This window comes from Allobosea sp. OAE752, assembly GCF_050433265.1.
In the GTDB taxonomy this organism is placed as follows: domain Bacteria; phylum Pseudomonadota; class Alphaproteobacteria; order Rhizobiales; family Beijerinckiaceae; genus Allobosea; species Allobosea spartocytisi.
In genome coordinates this window covers 163,513-185,141 of record NZ_JBNPXO010000002.1, presented here as the reverse complement: position 1 = coordinate 185,141, position 21,629 = coordinate 163,513, and the positions used below count along the sequence as shown (strand labels likewise).

Below are 21,629 nucleotides of genomic sequence, written 5' to 3'. Positions count from 1 at the left end.
TCCGTCATTCAGGCCGCCCCGGTTTCGGGACCGCGGCCTGAACGGACTTGAGATCGCGATGGTTTTCGCCTATGAGCAGCCACGCGCCCGGCTGACACCCTTGGAGGCTCTGGGCGCGCAATCCGATGGCCGCCACGAGGCGGCCTTGTCATTTTACAAGTCAAGGACATCCAACATGACCGCCGTGAAGCAAATCGAGGCTTCGGCGCGCGCACAGGTCGGCAAGGGGGCCGCCCGTGCTGTTCGCCGCCAGGGCCAGACGCCTGCCGTGATCTATGGTGGGGGCGCCGCTCCCGAAGCCATCGCGCTCGACGCCAACAAGACCCGCCAGCTGATTTTCGGCGGCCACTTCCTGACCACGATCTTCGAGATCGAAGTCGCCGGTAAGAAGCAGCGCGTCATTCCGCGCGATTACCAGCTCGACCCGGTCAAGGATTTCCCGATCCATGTCGACTTCCTGCGCGTCGCCAAGGGCCAGACCGTCACGGTCCAGGTTCCGGTTCACGTCGTCGGTCAGGAGCAGAGCCCCGGCGTCAAGAGCGGCGGCCTGGTCCAGATCGTCGAGCACGCCCTCGAAGTCACCGTCGAGCCCGACAGCATTCCGGAGTCCATCGACGTGTCGGTGGCCGGCCTGAACGTCGGCGACTCCATCCACGCCGACGCGATCAAGCTTCCGGCGGGCGCCAAGCTCACCGTTGGCGCTGACGCCACGATCGTCACGATCTCTGCGCCGACCGTCGAGGCAGAGCCCGTCGCTGCCGAAGCCGCGGAAGCCGCTCCCGAAGCCAAGGCCTGATGAAACGGCGCCGCCCGGCGCCGTTCACCTGGAACGATCACGAGACGGCCGGGCTCCCCCGGCCGTTTTGCTATGACATCGGACCGAAAGTGCTTTGCGCTTTTCGGCCGAGCCCCATGCTGAATCGATAGGCCTGCCGGAGTCCCGCCATGCTGATCTTCGCCGGCCTCGGCAATCCCGGCGCGCGCTATGCCCGCAACCGGCACAATATCGGCTTCATGGCCGTGGACGAGATCGCCCGCCTGCATCGCGCCTCCCCCTGGCGCTCGCGCTTCCAGGCCGAGGCCTGCGAGGCGACGATCGGCACCGAGAAGGTGATCCTGCTCAAGCCGCAGACCTATATGAACGAATCCGGCCGCGCGATCGGCGAGGCCGCCCGCTTCTTCAAGATCGCGCCCGCCGATGTCGTCGTCTTCCATGATGAGCTCGACCTCGCCCCCGCGAAGCTGCGGATCAAACTGGGAGGCGGCAATGCCGGCCATAACGGCCTGCGCTCGACCACCGCGGCCATCGGCAACGATTATCGCCGCGTGCGGATGGGCATCGGCCATCCCGGCCTGAAGGAGCTGGTCCACGGCTATGTGCTGAACGATTTCGGCAAGGCCGAGCAGCCCTGGGTCGAGGATCTCTGCACCGCCTGCGCCGACTTCGCCCCTCTCCTCGCCGCCCATGACGATGCCGGCTTCCAGAACAAGGTGCATCTCTTCATGGATGCGCGCGGCCACGCCGCCGTGAAACGGCTGGGCGAGAAGAGCGAGGGCTGACGTCCGGATCCGAAGAACGCCGTCGTTAGTCCGGAAATGACTTCGTCATTCCGGGCAAACGAAGCGCAGACCCGGAATCCATCGTAGAGCGCCGAACCCTCCGATGGGTTCCGGATCAGCGCGGGTTCGCCGCTTGTCCGGAATGACGGGGCTCCTGCCGAAAAGATAATCTCTTTCAGTAAGGCAGCTTGGCGCCCGACTTGGCGATGGTGATCCGGCTCGTGCTGTAGCTGCCATCGGCCTGGCGGCTTGCCGTCATCGCGACCTGCGCGCCGGGCTTGAGCTCCGCCGCATCGGCCGGCGCGGCCATCAGGATGGCAGCGTCCGGCGTGATCGTCACCTTCTGCTCGCCACCGGGATAGCTCAGCACGAGATTGGCCCCATCGACCCGCGAGACCGTATCGGCCACGGTCGCATTGGTCATGGTCGCGTCCGGCAGCACGCCCCATGGCCGATGCCCCTCACCGGTCCCGCGCATCGCCTCGGGGAAGATCATCACCTGCACCGCCAGCAATGTCCCATCCGGCTGCGGCTTGGCACCGACGCCGATGAAGGCGCCCTTGGCGATGTCGGAGGCCTTGGCGGGCACCACGCCGCCGGCGGAGAAGCCCGGGGCCAGCGCAACCTTCGCCTCCCGGCCATCGGAGGTCTTGAGCGTCAGCACCGAACCGCTCATGGCCTCGACCTCGCCGCGCAGCCGCGTACCGGGCGTCTGGGCAAGTACTGCGGAGGTGGCCAGCAACGCGATGGTGGCAACGGATGGCAGGCGAAGCATGGGAGCGATCCTATCGAGATGTCTCGGCTGAGCGATCCAGCACGCGCCGTCGGCCGGCCGCCATGCACGTTCCCGTGAGGCCGCTGCCCCGCCATTCGGCCCTGCCCCTTGTGTTTACGGCGCTCTCCCCCCAATAAGGCGCCATCATTTCTGCAACATCGCGCGCGCCCGCCTTTTCGGCCGCAGCAGCGCATCGGATAGGCGATCATGGGCTTCAAATGCGGAATCGTCGGCCTGCCGAATGTCGGCAAGTCGACCCTCTTCAACGCGCTGACGCAGACGGCGGCAGCGCAGGCCGCGAACTACCCGTTCTGCACCATCGAGCCGAATGTCGGCGACGTCGCGGTGCCGGACGAGCGGCTCGAGAAGCTCGCGGGCATCGCCGGCTCCAAGGAGATCATCCCGACGCGGCTCACCTTCGTCGACATCGCCGGCCTCGTGCGCGGCGCCTCGCGCGGCGAGGGTCTCGGCAACCAGTTCCTTGCGAACATCCGCGAATGCGACGCCATCGCCCATGTCGTGCGCTGCTTCGAGGACGGCGACATCACCCATGTCGAGGGCAAGATCTCGCCGGTCGACGACATCGAGACGATCGAGACCGAGCTGATGCTGGCCGATCTCGAAAGCCTGGAGAAGCGCGTCCAGCCGCTCGAGAAAAAGGCGAAGTCCGGCGACAAGGAGGCCAAGGAACTGGCCGATCTGATGAATCGCTGCCTCGCGCTGCTGCGGGACGGCAAGCCGGCCCGCCTCGTCCAGGTCGCAGCCGACGAGCGTCGCACCTTCGAGCTTCTCGGCCTGCTCTCTTCCAAGCCCGTGCTCTATGTCTGCAATGTCGAGGAGGCGAGCGCCGACAAGGGCAATCATTTCTCCGAACTGGTGAAGGCGCGCGCGGCCGAAGAAGGCGCCGTCGCCGTCGTCGTCTCCGCCAAGATCGAGAGCGAGATCGCGGTGCTGCCGCCGGAGGAACAGACCGATTATCTCGAAGCGGTCGGCCTCGACGAGCCCGGCCTCAACCGTGTGATCCGCGCCGGCTACAAGCTGCTCAACCTCGTGACCTATTTCACCGTGGGCCCGAAGGAAGCCCGCGCCTGGACGATCGAGCAAGGCACCAAAGGGCCGCAGGCCGCCGGCGTGATCCATACCGATTTCGAGAAGGGCTATATCCGCGCCGAGACCATCGCCTATGACGACTACATCGCCAACAAGGGCGAGGCAGGCGCGCGCGAGGCCGGCAAGTTCCGGCTCGAAGGCAAGGAATACGTCGTCGCCGACGGCGACGTGCTGCATTTCCGCTTCGCGAACTGAGGCGCGAGCAGGGGGCCGGCCGATGCTGCAGTTCGAGGATTTCGTCGTCGGCGAAAGCGTCCATACGCGCGGCATCGCCGTCTCGCAGGACGACATCATCGCCTTCGCCTCGCGCTACGACGCGCAGGATTTCCACACCGACCCGGAAGCGGCCAAGGCGAGCTTCGTCGGCCGGCTGATCGGCTCGGGCTGGCATAGCTGCGCGCTGCTGATGCGGCTGATCGCGGAGGACTTCCTGCTCGGCTCGACCGCGATGGGCGCACCGGGCATCGACGAGGTGAAATGGCTCAGGCCCGTCTTCCCCGGCGATGTCTTGAGCGCCCGGCGCACCGTGCTCGAAACCAAGGCCTCGCGCTCCCGTCCCGAGATGGGTTTGGTGCGCTTCCGCTTCGAACTGCTCAACCAGCGCGACGAGCCCGTCCTCGAACAGACCAACTGGATCATGTTCGGCCGCAGGGGTTCCGATGTCGCAGCCCAGCCCAGCGGCGACTGGCTTGCCCATGCGCCGCATTACGAACGCCCTGCCTCGGAAAGCCCGCTGATCGCACCGGCCGAAGCCCCCGAACCGACGCGCTTCTTCGAGGAGCTGGAGATCGGCCGGCGCTACGAGCTCGGCAGCTTCGTCTTCACGCCCGACGAGATCGTCGCCTTCGCCCGCAGCTTCGATCCACAGCCCTTCCATATGGACGAGGGGGCGGCGCGCACCAGCCTCTTCGGCCAGCTCGCGGCCTCGGGCTGGCATACGGCTGCGGTCTGGATGGCGACCATGGTCTCGCATCGCAAGCGCCAGCTCGCCATGACGACCGGCCGCCCGGCGCGTCTCGGTCCCTCGCCCGGCTTCAGGAACCTGCGCTGGTCGAAGCCGGTCCTCGCCGGCGACCGCATCACCTATTTTTCCGAAGTCGCCGACAAGCGCGAAAGCGCCTCGCGCCCGCAATGGGGCCTGTTCTTCCACCGCAACACCGGCGTCAACCAGCGCGGCGAAGAGGTCTTCAGCTTCGACGGCTGCGTGTTCGTCGAGCGGAAGCCGGCGTAAGCGCATCGTCTCGGTCGCGGGTCCGAAGCGCGCGGGCAGATTCCCCCGCATCGCCCCAATCGGCAATTTTGCAGCAGCCGACTTCTCAGCCTCGACCTTCTCAGCGCCGCCGAGCGCCATTCACATTAAAGTCGCGCCAAACCTGTCATACAGCTTGACAGACAAGCAAGCTCAAACGAGAACTCACGCCCTGAAACTCCGGGCGCGATCGCGTGAAACAGCTACGCATTTCAGATCAGGTCGCCGACTACATCGTCCGGCTGATCCTTGAGGAAGGGCTCGGCCCCGGCGACGCCCTGCCGAGCGAGTCGGAGCTTGCACGCCAGTTCGAAGTGAGCCGGCCAGCCGTTCGCGAGGCGACGAATGCGCTGGCCGGACGCGGCCTCATCACCGTGTCGAGCGGGCGCAGCCCGACCGTGTCGGCCCTGGCGCAGGCGCCGTTCGCCAATTTGATGAATCATGGCCTCGCGATCGGCCAGGTCAGGATGCTGGACGTCATGAATGTGCGGCGCGGGCTCGAGGAGGTCGCGGCCGAGCTTGCCGCGCTGAACCGTAGCCCCGAGCAGGCTGCCGAGTTGGAAAGGCTGGCAGCGGCGCTCGGAGCAGCGCGCGGCGACGTCGAGACCTTCTGGCGCCTCGATATCCAGTTCCACAAGACCCTGGCCGAGGCGAGCGACAACCATCTGCTCGCTTCATTGCTCGCCGGGATCAGCGAGGTCGCCAGCCGGTCGACCCGCAGCGGCCTCAGCCTCGCCCGCAATGCCGAGGAATGGGGCGTGATCGTCGAAGTCCATCTTGAAACGGCTGCCGGCGTCATCGCCGGCGATCCCGGACGCGCCCGCGCCGGCATGGCCGCGCATTTCGCCTCCGCCATAGGCCGCTTCGAGCGCGCGCTCACCCAGAACCGAGGACCATCATGACTGCCAATCCCGCTATCGCCTCGCCGGAGGAAGCCCTGTTCGCCGAGATCAAGGCCAAGCTGTACACCGCCGTTCTCGGCGACGTGATGGACGCGATGGGGCTGACGAGCCAGTTCCTTCCGCCCGAAATCAGGGCTCTGGTGCCCGGAACCGTCATCGCCGGCAGGGCCATGACGGTTCAGGAGGCCGATTGCGCCGGCGACACCGCCGTGCGCGGTGGCGCCGAGCCCTTCGGCCTGATGTTCGAGGCTCTCGACGACCTCAAGCCCGGCGAGATCTATATCTGCACTGGCTCCTCGCCGACCTATGCGCTCTGGGGCGGCCTGATGAGCACGCGTGCCGCCAAGCTCGGCGCGGTCGGCGCCGTGCTGGACGGTTACCACCGCGATACCCGCGAGATCCTGGGTCTGGGCTTCCCGATCTTTTCGGCGGGCAGCTATGCGCAGGACCAGCGTGTGCGCGGCCGCGTCATCGACTATCGCTGCCCTCTGCGCTTCGGCAATGGCTGTCGCGTCGAGAACGGAGACCTCGTCGTGGCCGATATCGATGGCGTCGTCATCGTCCCGGCCAGGCACGAAAAGGACGTTCTGGCGGCTGCTTTCGACAAGGTGCGCGGCGAGAACGATGTCCGGGACATGATCCTGGCGGGCGAGACGACGACCGCGATCTTCGCCAAGACCGGAATCATGTGAGCGGGCGCCGCGAACGGACAGAATCAAAAGAGGAACGCCCACAGATATGACGACGACAGACGCTTCCACGCCGGCGGCGACCGAGGCCGGCCGGGCGAATCTCGGCAAGGCCGTGACCGCCGCGACGGTCGGCACGGTGATCGAATGGTACGATTACGCGCTCTACGGCGCTGCCTCGGGCGTGATCATCAACAAGCTGTTCTTTCCCAACCTCTCGCCGACGACCGGTGTGCTGGCCGCCTTCGCGACCTTCGCGGTCGGCTATTTCGCGCGCCCCGTCGGCGGCATCGTCATCTCGCATATTGGCGACACGTTCGGCCGCAAGCCGGCCCTGATCCTGACCATCACCCTGATGGGTCTGGCGACCGTGCTGATGGGCCTGCTGCCGACCTATGAAAGCATCGGCCTTGCAGCACCGATCCTGCTCGTGCTCATGCGCCTGATCCAGGGCTTCGGCGCGGGCGCGGAGCTCGCCGGCGCCATCGTCCTCGTCGCGGAATACGCGCCGCCCAGCAAGCGCGCCTTCTACACCGGGCTGCCCAATGCCGCGACGCTCGTCGGCATCATGCTGGCGACGCTCTCCTTCCTGCTGATCTCCTATCTGCCCGAGGATGTGCTGCTCGGCTGGGCCTGGCGCGTTCCCTTCCTGATCTCGGGCGCGCTGTTCCTGGTCGCGTTCTATATCCGCAAGCATCTCGACGAGACGCCGGAATATGTCGCGGCGATGGCCCGCGCCGAGGCGAAGCGCCACGAGCAGCGCGTGCCGCTCGGCGAGCTCTTCCGCAACAGCCCGCGCGAGGTCCTGTTCGGCTTCCTGAGCGTCACCGGCCACAACGCCAACGCCTATATCCTGAGCGCCTTCTCGCTCAGCTACATGATCAACACGGTCGGCATGTCCCGCACTGAGGGCCTGGTCGCCGTCACCATCGGCTCGCTATTCGGCATCGCTGGCGTGCCGATCATGGGGGCGCTGGCCGATCGCATCGGCAGCGCCAAGGTTTATGCCGGCGGGGCTCTGTTCGTGCTCCTCCTGGCCTATCCGCTGTTCTGGATGTTCGACACGCATAGCGTGGTCTGGTCCACGGTGGGCATCGGCCTGGGCTACGGCATCGGCTTCGGGGCGATGGCGGGCGCGCAGGGCGCGTTCCTGGCGAACCTGTTCCCGACGCGCTATCGCTTTTCCGGTCTCGCCATGTCGCGTGAGCTCAACGGCGTGCTCGTCGCGGGCCCCACGCCGCTGATCGCGGCATCGCTGGTCGCAGCTGCGGGCGGCAAGCCGACCCTGGTGGCCGCCTATCTGATGGCCTGCTGCGCCCTGACGATCATCGCGGTCCTGGTGATCAAGCATCGCTCGATCCACGATTGAGCCCCAACGCCCCGCACGGGCTCGGCTTGCACGAGCCCGTGCGGATGCTCCGGCTTTGCGAAAGCCGCCGCGCCTTCAGCCGACCTTGCCGTAGCCCGCGAATTTCGCCGAGACCCGCGCCATCTCCTCGGTGTCGAGGATGACCGGCTCGAGCCCCGCGGCGAGGATGTCGAGATACTGCCCGGCGAGGTTCTCGACCTCGGCGACGATCTGATGCGCGCCGGCGAGCGAGCCGCCGAGCGCGATGACGCCGTGATTGGCGAGCAGCACAGCCTTGCGACCCTCCAGCGCCTGCACCGCATTGGTGGCAAGCTCGGGCGTGCCGAAGGTCGCATAATCGGCGCAACGCACATCCGCCCCGCCGCAGAGCGCGATCATGTAGTGGAAGGCCGGAATGCCGCGCCGCGTGCAGGAGAGCGCCGTCGCGCGCGGCGAATGGGTGTGCACGATCGCCTGCGCATCCGGCCGCGCCTTGTAGATCTCGACATGGAACGGCCATTCCGAGGATGGCTTGCGCGCGCCCGAAAGCACCGCGCCGTCGAGCGAAAGATGGATCAGATCCTCCGGTTTGGTCTGCGCATAGGGCAGCCCGGATGGCGTGACCAGCAAACCGCCCTCGAAGCGCGCCGAGACATTGCCGGATTTCGAGGGGCAGAATCCAGCCCGGTCGATCGCCTGCGCGACCCCGACGATCTCTGCCCGCAACGCCTGCTCGTTCATGCCGCCGCTCCACACGCCAGATCCGGGAACAGCCCCGCCAGCCCCTCGCTGCTCGCGGCACAGACGCCACGCTCGGTGATCAGCCCCGTCACCAGCCGCGCCGGCGTGACGTCGAAGGCCGGGTTCGCCACCGCGCTGCCCGGCGCCACGACCCTGACCGCCCTCACCTCGCCATCCTCCGCCAGCCCGGCGAGATGCGTAACCTCGCGGCCGGCGCGCTCCTCGATCGGAATATCGCGCAGGCCGTCGCGAATGCTCCAGTCGATCGTCGGCGAGGGCAGCGCGACATAGAACGGCACGCCGTTGTCATGCGCCGCCAGCGCCTTGAGATAGGTGCCGATCTTGTTGGCGACATCGCCGGCGGCCGTGGTGCGATCCGTCCCGACGATGACGAGATCGACCTGCCCCCGCTGCATCAGATGGCCGCCGGCATTGTCGGTGATCACGGTATGCGGCACGCCATGGGCGCCGAGCTCATAGGCCGTCAGCGCCGCGCCCTGGTTGCGCGGGCGCGTCTCGTCGACCCAGACATGGACCGGGATGCCGGCATCATGGGCCAGATAGATCGGCGCCAGCGCCGTGCCCCAGTCCACCGTGGCGATCCAGCCGGCATTGCAATGGGTCAGGATATTGACGGGCTGGCCCGCCGGCTTGCGCGCCCCGATCTCGCGGACCAACGGCAGGCCGTGTCCGCCAATGGCGCGGCAGAGCGCGACATCCTCGTCGCAGATCGCAGCCGCCTCGCCATAAGCTGCTTCGACGCGGGCGGCCGGAGCGAGCGGCGTCAGCACGCACCGCATGCGCGCGAGCGCCCAGCGCAGATTGACCGCCGTCGGGCGCGTGGCGCCAAGGAGGGCCAACGCCGCGTCCAGAGCCGTGTCGGACGCGTCGGCCCGCATCGCCAGCGCCACGCCATAGGCGGCCGTTGCGCCGATCAGCGGCGCGCCGCGCACCACCATGTTGCGGATCGCGTCGGCGGCCTGCTCGGCCGAACCGAGCGCCACCGTCTCGAAGCGGAAAGGCAGCCGCGTCTGGTCGATGACGACGACGCGCCAGCCATCCTGTGCGAGCCAGATCGTCCGGTAAGGCTGGCCATTGATCTTCATTGTCTGCGCTCAATGCCCGCTGAAGGAGACCAGCGTCCGGACCGGCACGCCGAGCCGGCGGATCTTGTCGGCCCCGCCGAGCTCCGGCAGGTCGACGATGAAGCACGCCGCCACCACCTCGGCGCCGAGTCTCGTCAGGAGATTGACCGCGCCTTCCGCCGTGCCGCCGGTCGCGATCAGATCGTCGACGAGCAAGACGCGCTCGCCCGGCTGCACCGCGTCGCGATGCACCTCGATCTCATCGGTTCCGTATTCGAGCGCATAGGTCACGCGCAGCGTCTCGCCCGGCAGCTTGCCCTTCTTGCGCACCGGGATGAAGCCGGCCGAAAGCTGATGCGCCACCGCGCCGCCGAGGATGAAGCCCCGCGCCTCGATGCCGGCGATCTTGGCGATCTTTAAGCCCGCGAAGGGCTGCACCAGCTCGTCCACCGCGCGCCGGAAGGCACGCGCATCGCCGAGCAGCGTGGTGATGTCGCGAAAGATGATGCCGGGCCGCGGATAATCCGGGATGGCACGGATCGTGTCGGCGAGATTCATGGGCGGCATCCCGGGCGCGTGGTCGAGCGCCTTGGTCGGACGCCCGGCCCGCTTCGTCAAGGGTGCGGCCATCACGCGCTCTTGAGCACCCGTCCGGCGACGGCGTCGAGCTTGGCCAACAGGGCCGGATCGCGGAAGGCAGGCGCCGTGATGATCGCGTTGTCGAGAGCGTTGTGCGAGCCGGCCGGACAGGGCTCGCGCTCGGCCGGGAAATCCGCGGCCAGGCGAGCGACGAGGCGACGCGCCTTGTCGGCGTTCTCATGCAGCACCGCGACGACGGAGGCGACGTCGACCGCGCCATGCAGCTCGTGCCAGCAATCGTAATCCGTCACCATCGCGACGGTGGCGTAGGTGATCTCGGCCTCGCGCGCGAGCTTGGCCTCGGGCATCGCCGTCATGCCGATCAGGTCATAGCCGAGCCCACGATAGGTCATCGATTCGGCATAGGTCGAGAATTGCGGCCCTTCCATCGTCACCAGCGTGCCGCCCCGAACGAAGGGCAGTTCCTCCGCTTCAGCCGCTTCGGCGAGCCGGTTCTGCAGACCCGGCCCCACCGGATGGGCGACGGAGACATGGGCGACGCAGCCCTTGCCGAAGAAGGAACTCTCGCGCCGGCTGGTACGGTCGACGAACTGGTCGACCAGCACGAAGAGCCCCGGATAGAGCTCGGCCTTGTAGGAGCCGCAGGCCGAGAGCGAGACGAGATCGGTCACGCCCGCCCGCTTCAGCACGTCGATATTGGCGCGGTAGTTGATGTCGGAGGGAGAGAGCGCATGGCCCCGCCCGTGCCGCGGCAGGAAGACGATCTTCGTCGAGCCGATCCGGCCGATCCGCAGCGCATCGGAAGGTTCGCCCCAGGGGCTCTCGATCCGCTCCTCGCGGATGTCGGTCAGGCCCGGCAGATCGTAGATGCCCGATCCGCCGATGATTCCGAGTACGGCTTCGCTCATGAATACGTCCCTCAAGCATAGGCCGAAAGGTGGAAGCCACTTTTCGGGGGAATCCGATGCGGTAACAAATAGGTCGATCGCCGTTGCCGCGCCCGATAGGACGCGCGGCGTTCCGGTGCGGGCGCGGAAGGGATCACCTTTCGATGACGCTCGCAATACAGGACCAGCCAGATGGGTGGAAACGGAGGTCCCAAAAGAAAAAGGCCCCGCCGGGCGGGGCCTTTTCCAGAAGGATGTCCTGTTGCCTCAATGGGCCGGCGAGCCATCCGGCATGCGCGACCAGATCTTCTTCTTGCTGAAGTAGAGCAGGAAGGCGAGGATCACGAGGAAGGGCATGAACCACAGCGCGATGCGCTTGCGCTGCTCCATATGGGGCTCCGCCATCCAGACCATGAAGGCGGCGACGTCGCGCGCGTACTGGTCGACCGTCTCGGGCACTTGCGGCTTGCCGTCCGCGCCCTTCGGATATTCGACCTGGCCGTCCGAAAGCGGCTTCGGCATCGCGATCAGGTGACCGGGCATGTATTCGTTGTAGTTCTGCCCGGGCAGGAGAGCCTGGAAGCCGGCGGGCGGCTCCTTGTAGCCGACCATCAGGGCGTGGATGTAGTCCGGGCCCTGCTCCTGATACTGGGTGAAGATGTCGAAGATGAAGCGCGGGAAGCCGCGCTCATAGGTGCGCGCCTTGGCCAGAACCGAGAAGTCCGGCGGATAGGCGCCGCCCTGGGCCGCACGGGCCGCCTGCTCGTTCGGGAAGGGCGAGGGGAAGCGATCCGCCGGGCGGCCCGGCCGGTCGAACATCTCGCCCGTCTCGTTCGGGCCGTCCTTGATCTGGTAGGTCGCCGCGAGCGCCGCGACCTGGCCGGGCGTGAATTCGGGGCCGCCGGGCTCCGACAGGTTGCGGAAGGCGACGAGGCTGGCGCCGTGGCAGCTCGAGCAGACTTCCTTGTAGACCTTGAAGCCGCGCTGGAGCTGCGCCCGGTCGAACTTGCCGAGCGGGCCCGAGAAGCTCCAGCTGAGCTGCGGCGGCTCGACACGACCTTCCGCCGCGTGGGCGGCCGGAAGCGACAGTGCCGTGAAGGCAAGGCCGGCGGCGAGACCCGTCAGGGCCAGACGAAACGATGTTCTGCTCATGGTTCCGTCAGCCCTTGACGTTCGGTTCGGCAGCGGTGGCGGCCGCCATGCGGACGGCCGAGCCGTTCTTGGTGGAGGCCAGCACGGAGTCGGCGATCGAGGTCGGCAGCGCCTTCGGACGCTCGAACAGGCCGACGACGAACAGCGCGACGAAGAAGCCGAAATACAGCACGGTGAAGATCTGCGAGGCGATGACGTAGCCGCCCTCCGGCGGCATCGCGCCGAGATAGCCGAGCCCGATGCAGACGATGACCCAGGCCCAGAACAGCTGGCGCGCGATCGGCCGGTAGTTCATCGACTTGACCTTGGAGGTGTCGAGCCAGGGCAGGAAGGCGAGCACCACGATGGCCGAGCCCATGGCGAGGACGCCGCCGAGCTTGTCGGGGATGGCGCGCAGGATCGCGTAGAACGGCAGGAAGTACCATTCGGGCACGATATGCGCCGGCGTCGCGGCCGGGTTCGCCTGGATGTAGTTGTCGGCGTGGCCCATGAAATTCGGCTGATAGAACACGAACCAGCCGAACACGATCATGAACACGACCATGCCGAACACGTCCTTGATGGTCGCATAGGGCGTGAACGGAACGGTGTCCTTCTCGACGTTCTTCACCTCGACGCCGGTCGGGTTGTTCTGTCCGACGACGTGCAGCGCCCAGATGTGCAGCCCGACGACGCCGAAGATCATGAACGGCAGCAGGTAGTGCAGCGAGAAGAAGCGGTTCAGCGTCGGGTTGTCGACCGAGTAGCCGCCCCAGAGATAGGTCACGATCGTCTCGCCGACCACCGGCAGGGCCGAGAACAGGTTGGTGATGACGGTCGCGCCCCAGAAGGACATCTGGCCCCAGGGCAACACGTAGCCCATGAAGGCCGTGGCCATCATCAAAAGGAAGATGACGACGCCGAGGATCCAGAGCACCTCGCGCGGGGCCTTGTACGAGCCGTAATAGATGCCGCGGAAGATATGCACGTAGACCGCGACGAAGAACATCGAGGCGCCGTTGGAGTGCAGGTAGCGCAGCAGCCATCCGTAGTTCACGTCGCGCATGATGTGCTCGACGGAGTTGAAGGCCATCGTCGCATGCGGCGTGTAGTGCATCACCAGGATGACGCCGGTGATGATCTGCGCCACCAGCATGAACACCAGGATGCCGCCGAAGGTCCACAGGTAGTTCAGGTTGCGCGGAACCGGATAGGACACCGCCGAATCATGAGCCAGCCGGATGATCGGCAGGCGCGCGTCGAGCCAGCGCTCGATGCCGGTCTTCGGAACGTATGAACTGTGACCACTCATGAAGAATGCCTCAAGGCTGTCTCAATCTGTCGGGAAAGCGTCGAGCGCATCGCTCAGCCGATCTTGATCTTGGTGTCCGCCGTGAAGGCATAGGGCGGAACCGGCAGGTTGAGCGGTGCCGGGCCCTTGCGAATGCGGCCGGAGGAATCGTAGTGCGAGCCATGGCAGGGGCAGAACCAGCCGTCGAAATCGCCCTTCGACTCGCCCGGAGCGGTGCCGAGCGGAATGCAGCCGAGATGGGTGCAGTTGCCGAAGACGATGAGATACTGCTCGTGGCCGGCCTTGGTGCGCTGCTGGTCGGTCTGCGGATCGCGCAGCGTGCTGACGTCGACGGCAAGCGCCTCGTCGATCTCCTTCTTGGTGCGGTGGCGCACGAAGATGGGCTTGCCGCGCCAGAAGATCTTGATCGCCTGGCCAGCCGCGATCGGCGCCAGATCGACATCGACCGGCGCGCCGGCCGCGATGGTCTGGGCATCGGGCGCGAGCTGGCTGATCAGCGGAACGACGATGGAGCCGGCCGCGACCGCGCCGGCGGCGCCGGTCGCGAGCAGCAGGAAGTCGCGGCGGGTTGTTCCGGTCGATGTATCGGTCGCGTGCGCCACGATCCAATCCCTCATACGTCTTGCGAGCTGGAACAGCTCGAAATTGTCGCCTGTCGCCCTCATAGGGGCGCGTCGCAACCTCCGCAATGCGGCGGTGCGTCACCTTGGGCTCTTTGACATGCAGATTTGACGAAGTCTACTGTCGCGAGCGTCCCGTCAGCGCATGGCGCACAGGCGGCTGGCGAGGGCTCAGACCGCGAGCTTCTCCGGATCGGCCGCGGCCAGGAATCCGCCGGACTGGCGGGCCCAGAGCCGGGCATAGAGCCCACCACGCGCGATCAGCTCCTCATGGCTGCCGACATCGACGATCCGGCCCTTGTCGAGCACGATCAGCCGGTCGAGCGCCGCGATGGTCGAGAGCCGGTGCGCGATCGCGATCACCGTCTTGCCCTGCATCAGCGCCGCGAGCTGCTGCTGGATCGCGGCCTCGACCTCCGAATCGAGTGCCGAGGTCGCCTCGTCGAGGATCAGGATCGGTGCGTCCTTCAACAGCACGCGGGCAATCGCGATGCGCTGGCGCTGGCCGCCGGAGAGCTTCACCCCGCGCTCGCCGACGCGCGAATCGAAGCCCTTGCGGCCGTCCTGGTCGTGCAGGCCGAGGATGAAGTCATGCGCCGCGGCCTGCGTCGCCGCGGTCGCGATCTCGGCCTCGCCCGCGCCGATGCGGCCATAGGCGATGTTGTCGCCGATCGAGCGGTGCAGCAGCGAATTGTCCTGCGTCACCATGCCGATCTGGGCGCGCAGCGAGTCCTGCGTGACATGGGCGATGTCCTGCCCGTCGATCAGGATGCGCCCGCCCTCGAGCGGGTAGAGCCTGAGCAGCAGGTTCACCAGGGTCGACTTGCCCGCGCCGGAGGGGCCAACAAGCCCGACGCGCTCGCCGGGCTTGATCGACAGGTCGAGCCCGTCGAACAGCCCCTCCCCCTTGCCGTAGTTGAAGCGGATCTTGTCGAAGCGGATCGCCCCTTCGTCGATCACCAGCGGCACGGCGCCGGGTGCATCCGGCAGGTCGTGCGGCTTGGCGATCGTCTCCATGCTCTCCTGCACCGAGCCGATATTCTCGAAGATGCCGCGCACGAGATGGATCAGCCAGCTCGACATCTGCACGAGGCGCAGCACCAGGCCGATGGCCGCCGCGACCGCGCCGGGCGTCATCTCGCCATGGCTCCACAACCAGAGCGCCAGCCACGCCGTCGCCACGACGAGCAGGCTGTTCATCGCCTGCAGGATGACGCTGACGCCCGTGATCAGGCGTGAGAGATTGAGGAAGGATTCATTCCACCATCCCAGCGATTCGCGCACGGCCGAACGCTCGGCGTCGGCCCGTGCGAACAGCTTCACTGTCAGGATGTTGGTATAGGAATCGACGATGCGCCCCGTCGTGCTGGAGCGGCCGAGCGAATTCGCCTCCGAGCGCTTCTTGGCCCGTGGCACGAAATAGATCAGCAGCGCCACATAGGCCCCGAGCCAGGCGACGACCGGCAGCGCCAGCCACAGGCTGGTCTTGCCGAAGAAGCCGATGGCGACCGTGGCGAAGACCAGCGCGTACCACAGGTCGTCGATGACCTCGATGGTCGCGCCGCGGATCGACTGCCCCGCCTGGATGACGCGGGCCGAGAGCCGCCCGGCGAAATCGTTCTGGAAATAGGAGAGCGCGTGGCCGAGCGTGTAGACATGGTTGCGCCAGCGGATCTGGTTGGTGATCTGCGGCACCACAACCTGGTCGACGATGGCGTGGTTGGCGAAATAGATCAGCGGCCGCACCACGACGAGCAGGAAGGCCGCCCCCGCGAGCACCCAGCCATGGTCGCGGAAGATCGTCTCGGGCGACTGGGTCGAGAGCAGGTCGACGAACCAGCCGACCATCAGATACATCGCCGCCTCGATGCCGCTGAAGCCGAGGCCGGTGATCATGATCACCGCCATCCAGCCCTTCACGCCCTTGATGTGATGCCACATGAACGGCCAGACGCCGCGCGGCGGCGTCTCCCGCTCGTCGAAGGGAGCGAAGACGTCGATGCGGCTCTCGAGCCAGCGGAAAAGCGATGCGAACATGAACCGCCCTCCTCTGGGTCGATATCGCGGCGAAATTCAGAGCGAGATATGGGTTCGATTCAGACCGAAGACCACCCTGCTTGACGCATGTCGGCCCGCCAGCCCATGACAGCAGCCCGATGACAGCCATTGTTCTCCGCCTCGCGCTCTTCCAGCCGGACATTCCGCAGAACGCCGGCACGATGATCCGCATGGCGGCCTGTCTCGGCCTCGCCGTCGATATCGTCGAGCCGGCGGCATTCGATGTCTCGGACCGGCATTTCCGCCGCTCGGGCATGGACTATCTCGAGCGCGCCACCGTGGCGCGCCATGATTCCTTCCGGGCCTTCGAGGAATGGCGCCGGGCGGAAGGACGCCGGCTCGTGCTGGCCGAGACGGATGGCGATGTCGCCCTGCCGGATTTCGCCTTCCGGCCGAACGACATCGTCATGGTCGGGCGCGAATCCGCCGGCGTGACGCCTGAGGTGCGCGAGGCGGCGCAGGCGAGCCTGCATATCCCGATGCGCCCCGGTTTGCGCTCGATCAATGTCGCGCTGGCCGCCGCGATGGTAATGGGCGAGGCATTGCGACAGACAGGCGGCTTTCCCGGCCGCGCAGAAGCCAACCGGACCGATCATGAGCATGCGCCGCCCCGCTGAAACCTCCGCCCCCGCCGACCCGGCCGTCTTCGCCGCGCTGAAGCCACGCGCGGCGGCCTGGTTCGCGGATCTGCGCGACCAGATCTGCGCCGCCTTCGAGCAGATCGAGGACGAGGCCGCCGGCCCCTTCGCGCCCGAGGCCGATGCCACGCCCGGCCGCTTCGCCCGCAAGCCCTGGCAGCGCACCAATCACGACGGCGCGCCGGGCGGCGGCGGCGTCATGTCGATCATGAAGGGCCGCGTCTTCGAGAAGGTCGGCGTCCATGTCTCGACGGTGCATGGCAGCTTCCATCCCGACTTCGCCGCGCAGATTCCCGGCGCTGCGGACGATCCGCGCTTCCACGCCACGGGCATCTCGCTGATCGCCCACCCCTGGAACCCGAACGCCCCGACCGTCCACATGAACACGCGTTTCGTGGTGACGACCCGTCCCTGGTTCGGCGGCGGCGCCGATCTGACGCCGGTGCTCGATGCGCGCCGCACTCAGGACGATCCCGACAGCCACGACTTCCACGCGGCGATGCGCCGGCCCTGCGACCGCTTCCCGAAGGTCGCGGATTACCAGAACTTCAAGGAGTGGTGCGACGAGTACTTCTTCCTGAAGCACCGCAACGAACCGCGCGGCATCGGCGGCATCTTCTACGATTATGTCTGGACCGGGGATGTCGAAGCCGACTTCGCCTTCACCCGCGCCGTCGGCGAGGCGTTTCTCGACATCTATCCGAACGTCCTGTGCCGCAACATCGGCAAGCCCTGGACCGAGGCCCAGCGCCATGAGCAGCAGGTCCGGCGCGGCCGCTATGTCGAGTTCAACCTGCTCTATGACCGCGGCACGATCTTCGGCCTGAAGACCGGCGGCAACGTCGATTCCATCCTGTCCTCGATGCCGCCGACGGTGCGCTGGCCGTAAGGCGCGCAGCCTCGCCAAGCGGGCACGGGGCAACCGGCGCTTACCGGGCCGACCTTACGATCTCTCCGACAAACCCCATCTGCTCATCCATGCCGGCCGGGCAGCCGGCCTCGATCCAGCCCCGCCGGGCTGCTTCCAGCAGCCGTCCGACACGAGGCCCGGGCGGGACGCCAAGCGCGACGACGTCCTTGCCCGTCGGCAGGAAGGGCGGCGTCCTGGCGAGCTCAGCGATGAGCTGCTGCACGTCACGTCCGGCCTCTTTCCCGGCCGAAGCGCTCAGCAGGACCAGTGCGGCGGCGACCGCATCGCTCCCCGTGCTTTGAGCGGCATGGCGCAGCGAGACGACGGGAGGCAGGCCCGGCTGCCCGCCGAGGCTTTCCAGCGCGGCGGCGATTCGCTCGATCCGGTCGAACTCCTCGTTGGACAGCCTCAATCGCTCGCGCAGCCTTACGGCGTCCTCGCTCACCGCGACCGACAGCGCCGCCAGCCGGAACGCCGGATGGACACCTTCGCCGCCATCCCCGGCCACAGCCGCGAAACGGGAGAGATGCGGCACCCCGCCGATCACCGGCATCAGCAGCCCGGCCCCCGCCATCGCCTGCAAGGTGGCCGAGGCGCCCGGCGCGACCAGCAGCTTCATCAGCTCCGCCCGCACCCGCTCCCGCGACAGGCCCCCGAGGCCTTCGCGCCCGGCGATGCAGGCTGCGATCCCCTCGGAATCGGGGCCCCCTGCGCCATAGCGCGCATGAAAGCGGAAGAAGCGCAGGATGCGCAGGTAGTCTTCGCGAATGCGGGTCGCGGCATCGCCGATGAAGCGCACGCGGCGCGCGGCAAGGTCGGCGAGGCCTCCGCAATAGTCATGGACCCGGCCGTCCCGGTCGAGCCCGAGCGCGTTGATGGTGAAGTCGCGTCGCGTCGCATCGGTGGTGAAGTCGCGGCCGAAGACGACCTTGGCCCGGCGTCCGTCGGTCTCGACATCCTGCCGCAGCGTCGTCACCTCGAAGCTCGCGCCGCCACCGACGAGCGTCACCGTGCCGTGCGCGATGCCGGTCGGCACGGCCTTGAAGCCCGCCGCCCGGCCGCGCCGGATCGTTTCCTTCGGCAGGGCGGTCGTGGCGAGATCGATATCGTTGATCGGCTCGCCGAGCAGCAGATTGCGGATGGCGCCGCCGACGATGCGGGTCTCCTCCCCCTCGCCGTTGAGCGCGGCGAGCAGGCGCGCCAGAACCGGTCGCGCCAGGAAGGCCGCGATCCTGTCCTGTGCCGGAGCGTTCATCGGAACCGGCCGGGCACGAGCACGCCATTCTCCATATGCGGCGGCTCGTAGGCACCCTGGCTGCGCTTCGTCATGAAGCCTTCGACGGCGAGGATGCCGATCACCAGCGCGAGCCCGACGACCGCCAGCCAGAAGGCATGTCGGCTCCAGTGCTCGACATCGAAGGGGTTGCGCCGCCGGACGACGAGATAGCCCGCGAAGATGCAGAAGGGCAGGACGAAGAGCAGAACCTCTTCGATGATCGCGCGCAGCATTCTCTCGTCCTTCAGCCCGCCAGCCGCTCGTAAAGGTTACGAATGATGCCGGCGGTCGCGCCCCAGATATAGCGATCCCCGAAAGACATCGCATAGTAGGAGCGCATATGGCCCTGCCACTCGCGCCCCTCGCGCTTGTGGTTGGCGGGGTCGAGCAGGAAGGAGAGCGGGGTCTCGAAGGCCTCGTCGACCTCGTTGTGGTTGATCGTCAGCGAGAACGGTGGCTCAACCAGCGCGACCACCGGCACGATGCGGTAGCCGGTTCCGGTCAGATAGGCGTCGAGGAAGCCGAGCGTGCGGACATGCTCGCGGGCAAGCCCGATCTCCTCCTCCGTCTCGCGCAGCGCCGTCACGACGGGCGAGCCATCGACGGCATCGACCCGTCCGCCCGGAAAAGCGACCTGCGCCGAATGGTTGCGCAAGGCCGCCGACCTCTGGGTGAGCAGCACGGTCGGCCCCGCCGCGCGCGCCACCACGCCGATCAGCACGGCGGCGGGAACCGCCCGCTCCTCGTCGGGAATGGGCACGGGCTGCGGCTGGTTCTCATGGTCGCCGCGCGGCCGGGCGATCACATCGCCGAGCAGCGGCGGCTCGGGCCGCAGGCGCTCCCGCGCCAGCGCCGCGAAGGCATCGGCGCTGAGATTGAGGGCTTTCCCTGATGTCATGAGATATCGAGGCCCTCGATCTCGCTTGCGGGCAGCGCCGGATAGAAATGCCCCGCGGCCGCGATGCCGAACATTGCCTCGCCCGCGACCTCCCGCACCTCGCCGAGTGCCAGAAGGTCATAGGTCAAGGCCCGCGTCAGCCGGGCCCAGAGCCCGCGCCGGACATGCACATAAGGCTTCAGCCCGTCCTTGGCAGCCCGCTCGAAGCGCAGGCCATGCTCCGGCCCGACGCTGAGCAGGTCGTCGACCTGCGTCCTGAAGGCCAAGGTGCGCCCGTCGCCCTCACCGTCGACCTGCATCTCCACGGCCTGGAAAGGCGCATCGTCGACCCGGATGCGGATTTTTTCGACCGGGGTCACGAGAAAGTGCTCGTCGCCCTCGCGCTTGAGAACCGAGGAGAACAGCTTCACCAGCGCCGGCCGGCCGATCGGCGTACCCAGATAGAACCAGGTGCCGTCGGCGGCGATGCGCATGTCGAGATCGCCGCAAAAGGGCGGGTTCCAGCGCTCGACAGGCGGCAGGCCGCGCGGTTTGCCGGGCGTTCCGCCCCCGAGCGCCGCCATCAGCCTTTCCATCGCATTGCCCGGCGCCGTCATCGAAAGCCCCGCCGTTTTCGTCCGCGGCATATTGGTTGCATCGTGTTTCCGCCTTGAACTCCACATAATCGTGAAGCCGAGTTTATGTGTACCGCCGCAATCGGCGCTTGAGACTGCAAAACGGCCCGTCCACATTCAACGGTGGAACATGCCGTCGGGTTCGCGTCCCGCGATGTGCGTCCCGAAAGCAGCAAGGATGCAAGGGTGAAGGAGATCGACATGGCGGCGCAAGCCCGGGCAAACGAGAGCACTTCGCCGATCGACCTCGATACGGGCATCGTCGAGGCGGCCGAGGCCGCGCTCGGTGCCATCGGCTCGGCCCGCAAGGAGATCGGCCAGGTCATCTTCGGCCAGCAGAAGGTGGTCGATCTCTCGCTCATCACGCTGCTGGCCGGCGGCCACGGCCTGCTTGTCGGCGTGCCCGGCCTCGCCAAGACCAAGCTCGTCGAGGCGATGGGCACGGTGCTCGGCCTCTCGGCCCGGCGCGTGCAGTTCACGCCCGATCTGATGCCGTCCGACATCCTCGGCTCGGAGGTTCTCGACGAGTCGAGCGACGGCAAGCGCCATTTCCGCTTCATCAAGGGCCCGGTCTTCGCCCAGCTCCTGATGGCGGACGAAATCAACCGCGCGAGCCCTCGCACCCAGTCGGCCCTGCTGCAGGCGATGCAGGAGCACCACGTCACCGTCGCCGGCGAGCGCTACGACCTGCCCGCCCCCTTCCATGTCCTCGCCACCCAGAACCCGATCGAGCAGGAAGGCACCTATCCGCTGCCGGAAGCCCAGCTCGACCGCTTCCTGCTCGAGATCGATGTCGGCTATCCCGACCGCGAGGCCGAGCGGCGCATCCTGCTCGAGACCACCGGCGCCACCGAATACAAGCCCTCGCAGGCGATGACCGCGGAGACGCTGATGTCGATCCAGCGGCTCGTCCGCCGTCTGCCGGTCGGCGATGCCGTGGTCGATGCCATCCTCGACCTCGTCCGTTCCGCGCGTCCCGGCGAGGGCGACGCGGCCATCACCGACAAGCTCGCCTGGGGCCCCGGCCCGCGCGCCAGCCAGTCGCTGACGCTGGCCGCCCGCGCCCGCGCGCTCGTCGAGGGCCGGCTCGCCCCCTCGGTCGACGACGTCGTCGCGCTGGCCGCCCCCGTCCTCAAGCATCGTGTCGCGCTGACCTTCGCCGCGCGCGCCGATGGCGAGACCGTCGAGGGCGTGATCGGCCGCTTGGTGGAACGGCTGGGATAGGC

23 protein-coding genes are annotated in these 21,629 nt (G+C 67.3%); 10 read left to right on the top strand and 13 right to left on the bottom strand.

Features of this window, described 5'->3' with window-relative positions; genetic code table 11:
* The first annotated feature begins 175 nt into the window (after window positions 1-175).
* Together GGC47_RS05740 and pth are read left to right on the top strand one after the other, a co-directional pair.
* Window positions 176-796 (top strand): 50S ribosomal protein L25/general stress protein Ctc, encoded by a 621-nt coding sequence (locus GGC47_RS05740; RefSeq protein WP_038360177.1) that lies wholly within the window; start codon window positions 176-178, stop codon window positions 794-796.
* Window positions 797-945: 149 nt separating this feature from the next.
* Complete coding sequence (gene pth / locus GGC47_RS05735) at window positions 946-1,560, top strand: aminoacyl-tRNA hydrolase (protein ID WP_038359229.1); 615 nt, start codon at window positions 946-948, stop codon at window positions 1,558-1,560.
* Window positions 1,561-1,735: 175 nt separating this feature from the next.
* Here the strand turns inward: pth and GGC47_RS05730 are convergent, their stop codons facing one another.
* Complete coding sequence (locus GGC47_RS05730; protein WP_038359231.1) at window positions 1,736-2,335, bottom strand: DUF5666 domain-containing protein; 600 nt, start codon at window positions 2,333-2,335, stop codon at window positions 1,736-1,738.
* Between the two features lie 207 nt (window positions 2,336-2,542).
* Between GGC47_RS05730 and ychF the strand changes: the two genes are divergently transcribed.
* The 5 genes from ychF (at window position 2,543) to GGC47_RS05705 (ending at window position 7,654) form a co-directional block, all read left to right on the top strand.
* Window positions 2,543-3,640 (top strand): redox-regulated ATPase YchF, encoded by a 1,098-nt coding sequence (gene ychF, locus GGC47_RS05725; protein WP_142021665.1) that lies wholly within the window; start codon window positions 2,543-2,545, stop codon window positions 3,638-3,640.
* A gap of 22 nt (window positions 3,641-3,662) precedes the next feature.
* Window positions 3,663-4,676 (top strand): MaoC family dehydratase, encoded by a 1,014-nt coding sequence (locus GGC47_RS05720; RefSeq protein ID WP_142021664.1) that lies wholly within the window; start codon window positions 3,663-3,665, stop codon window positions 4,674-4,676.
* Window positions 4,677-4,888: 212 nt separating this feature from the next.
* On the top strand, window positions 4,889-5,596 hold the full coding sequence (locus GGC47_RS05715; protein WP_142021663.1) for a FadR/GntR family transcriptional regulator: 708 nt from the start codon (window positions 4,889-4,891) through the stop codon (window positions 5,594-5,596).
* Window positions 5,593-6,288, top strand: coding sequence for an RraA family protein (locus GGC47_RS05710; RefSeq protein WP_038359239.1), 696 nt, complete (start codon window positions 5,593-5,595; stop codon window positions 6,286-6,288). The genes GGC47_RS05715 and GGC47_RS05710 overlap by 4 nt, the downstream gene beginning before the upstream one ends.
* 46 nt (window positions 6,289-6,334) lie before the next feature.
* A complete protein-coding gene (locus GGC47_RS05705) occupies window positions 6,335-7,654 on the top strand; it encodes an MFS transporter (protein WP_112762769.1) in 1,320 nt (439 codons plus the stop codon).
* Window positions 7,655-7,729: 75 nt separating this feature from the next.
* Here the strand turns inward: GGC47_RS05705 and GGC47_RS05700 are convergent, their stop codons facing one another.
* The 8 genes from GGC47_RS05700 to GGC47_RS05665 form a co-directional block, all read right to left on the bottom strand.
* Window positions 7,730-8,374: a class II aldolase/adducin family protein gene (locus GGC47_RS05700; protein ID WP_142021662.1), complete on the bottom strand. Its 645-nt coding sequence runs from the start codon at window positions 8,372-8,374 to the stop codon at window positions 7,730-7,732.
* Window positions 8,371-9,480, bottom strand: a complete 1,110-nt coding sequence (gene mtnA, locus GGC47_RS05695; RefSeq protein ID WP_142021661.1) for an S-methyl-5-thioribose-1-phosphate isomerase — start codon at window positions 9,478-9,480, stop codon at window positions 8,371-8,373. The genes GGC47_RS05700 and mtnA overlap by 4 nt, the downstream gene beginning before the upstream one ends.
* Window positions 9,481-9,489: 9 nt before the next feature.
* Window positions 9,490-10,026 (bottom strand): adenine phosphoribosyltransferase, encoded by a 537-nt coding sequence (locus GGC47_RS05690; RefSeq protein WP_038360183.1) that lies wholly within the window; start codon window positions 10,024-10,026, stop codon window positions 9,490-9,492.
* A gap of 62 nt (window positions 10,027-10,088) precedes the next feature.
* The gene (locus tag GGC47_RS05685; RefSeq protein ID WP_113252634.1) at window positions 10,089-10,967 is read right to left on the bottom strand and encodes an S-methyl-5'-thioadenosine phosphorylase; all 879 of its coding nucleotides are present in this window, start codon (window positions 10,965-10,967) and stop codon (window positions 10,089-10,091) included.
* Between the two features lie 246 nt (window positions 10,968-11,213).
* Window positions 11,214-12,098 carry a cytochrome c1 gene (locus GGC47_RS05680; RefSeq protein WP_133562819.1) on the bottom strand — a complete coding sequence of 295 codons (885 nt, stop codon included), beginning with the start codon at window positions 12,096-12,098 and terminating at the stop codon, window positions 11,214-11,216.
* 7 nt (window positions 12,099-12,105) lie between these two features.
* Window positions 12,106-13,389, bottom strand: a complete 1,284-nt coding sequence (locus tag GGC47_RS05675; RefSeq protein WP_142021660.1) for a cytochrome b — start codon at window positions 13,387-13,389, stop codon at window positions 12,106-12,108.
* A gap of 53 nt (window positions 13,390-13,442) precedes the next feature.
* Entirely contained in the window at window positions 13,443-13,991 is a 549-nt protein-coding gene (petA, locus tag GGC47_RS05670; protein ID WP_248311091.1) for a ubiquinol-cytochrome c reductase iron-sulfur subunit, read from the bottom strand.
* A gap of 189 nt (window positions 13,992-14,180) precedes the next feature.
* Window positions 14,181-16,046, bottom strand: a complete 1,866-nt coding sequence (locus tag GGC47_RS05665; RefSeq protein WP_142021659.1) for an ABC transporter ATP-binding protein — start codon at window positions 16,044-16,046, stop codon at window positions 14,181-14,183.
* 119 nt (window positions 16,047-16,165) lie between these two features.
* Between GGC47_RS05665 and GGC47_RS05660 the strand changes: the two genes are divergently transcribed.
* Both GGC47_RS05660 and hemF read left to right on the top strand, forming a co-directional pair.
* Window positions 16,166-16,684 (top strand): tRNA (cytidine(34)-2'-O)-methyltransferase, encoded by a 519-nt coding sequence (locus GGC47_RS05660; protein WP_051987534.1) that lies wholly within the window; start codon window positions 16,166-16,168, stop codon window positions 16,682-16,684.
* Window positions 16,668-17,594 carry an oxygen-dependent coproporphyrinogen oxidase gene (gene hemF, locus GGC47_RS05655; RefSeq protein WP_429067746.1) on the top strand — a complete coding sequence of 309 codons (927 nt, stop codon included), beginning with the start codon at window positions 16,668-16,670 and terminating at the stop codon, window positions 17,592-17,594. Before GGC47_RS05660 ends, hemF begins: the two co-directional genes overlap by 17 nt.
* 40 nt (window positions 17,595-17,634) lie before the next feature.
* Here the strand turns inward: hemF and GGC47_RS05650 are convergent, their stop codons facing one another.
* The 4 genes from GGC47_RS05650 to GGC47_RS05635 are packed head-to-tail and all read right to left on the bottom strand — an operon-like array spanning window position 17,635 to window position 20,364.
* Window positions 17,635-18,870: a CCA tRNA nucleotidyltransferase gene (locus tag GGC47_RS05650; RefSeq protein WP_142021657.1), complete on the bottom strand. Its 1,236-nt coding sequence runs from the start codon at window positions 18,868-18,870 to the stop codon at window positions 17,635-17,637.
* Window positions 18,867-19,124, bottom strand: coding sequence for a DUF6111 family protein (locus GGC47_RS05645; RefSeq protein WP_038359260.1), 258 nt, complete (start codon window positions 19,122-19,124; stop codon window positions 18,867-18,869). Before GGC47_RS05645 ends, GGC47_RS05650 begins: the two co-directional genes overlap by 4 nt.
* Before the next feature lie 11 nt (window positions 19,125-19,135).
* Entirely contained in the window at window positions 19,136-19,789 is a 654-nt protein-coding gene (locus GGC47_RS05640; protein WP_142021656.1) for a CoA pyrophosphatase, read from the bottom strand.
* Window positions 19,786-20,364, bottom strand: coding sequence for a DUF1285 domain-containing protein (locus GGC47_RS05635; protein ID WP_248312505.1), 579 nt, complete (start codon window positions 20,362-20,364; stop codon window positions 19,786-19,788). Before GGC47_RS05635 ends, GGC47_RS05640 begins: the two co-directional genes overlap by 4 nt.
* A gap of 240 nt (window positions 20,365-20,604) precedes the next feature.
* On the opposite strand from GGC47_RS05635, the gene GGC47_RS05630 reads away from it, so the two are divergent.
* Complete coding sequence (locus GGC47_RS05630) at window positions 20,605-21,627, top strand: AAA family ATPase (RefSeq protein ID WP_112762871.1); 1,023 nt, start codon at window positions 20,605-20,607, stop codon at window positions 21,625-21,627.
* The last annotated feature ends 2 nt before the right edge of the window (window positions 21,628-21,629 follow it).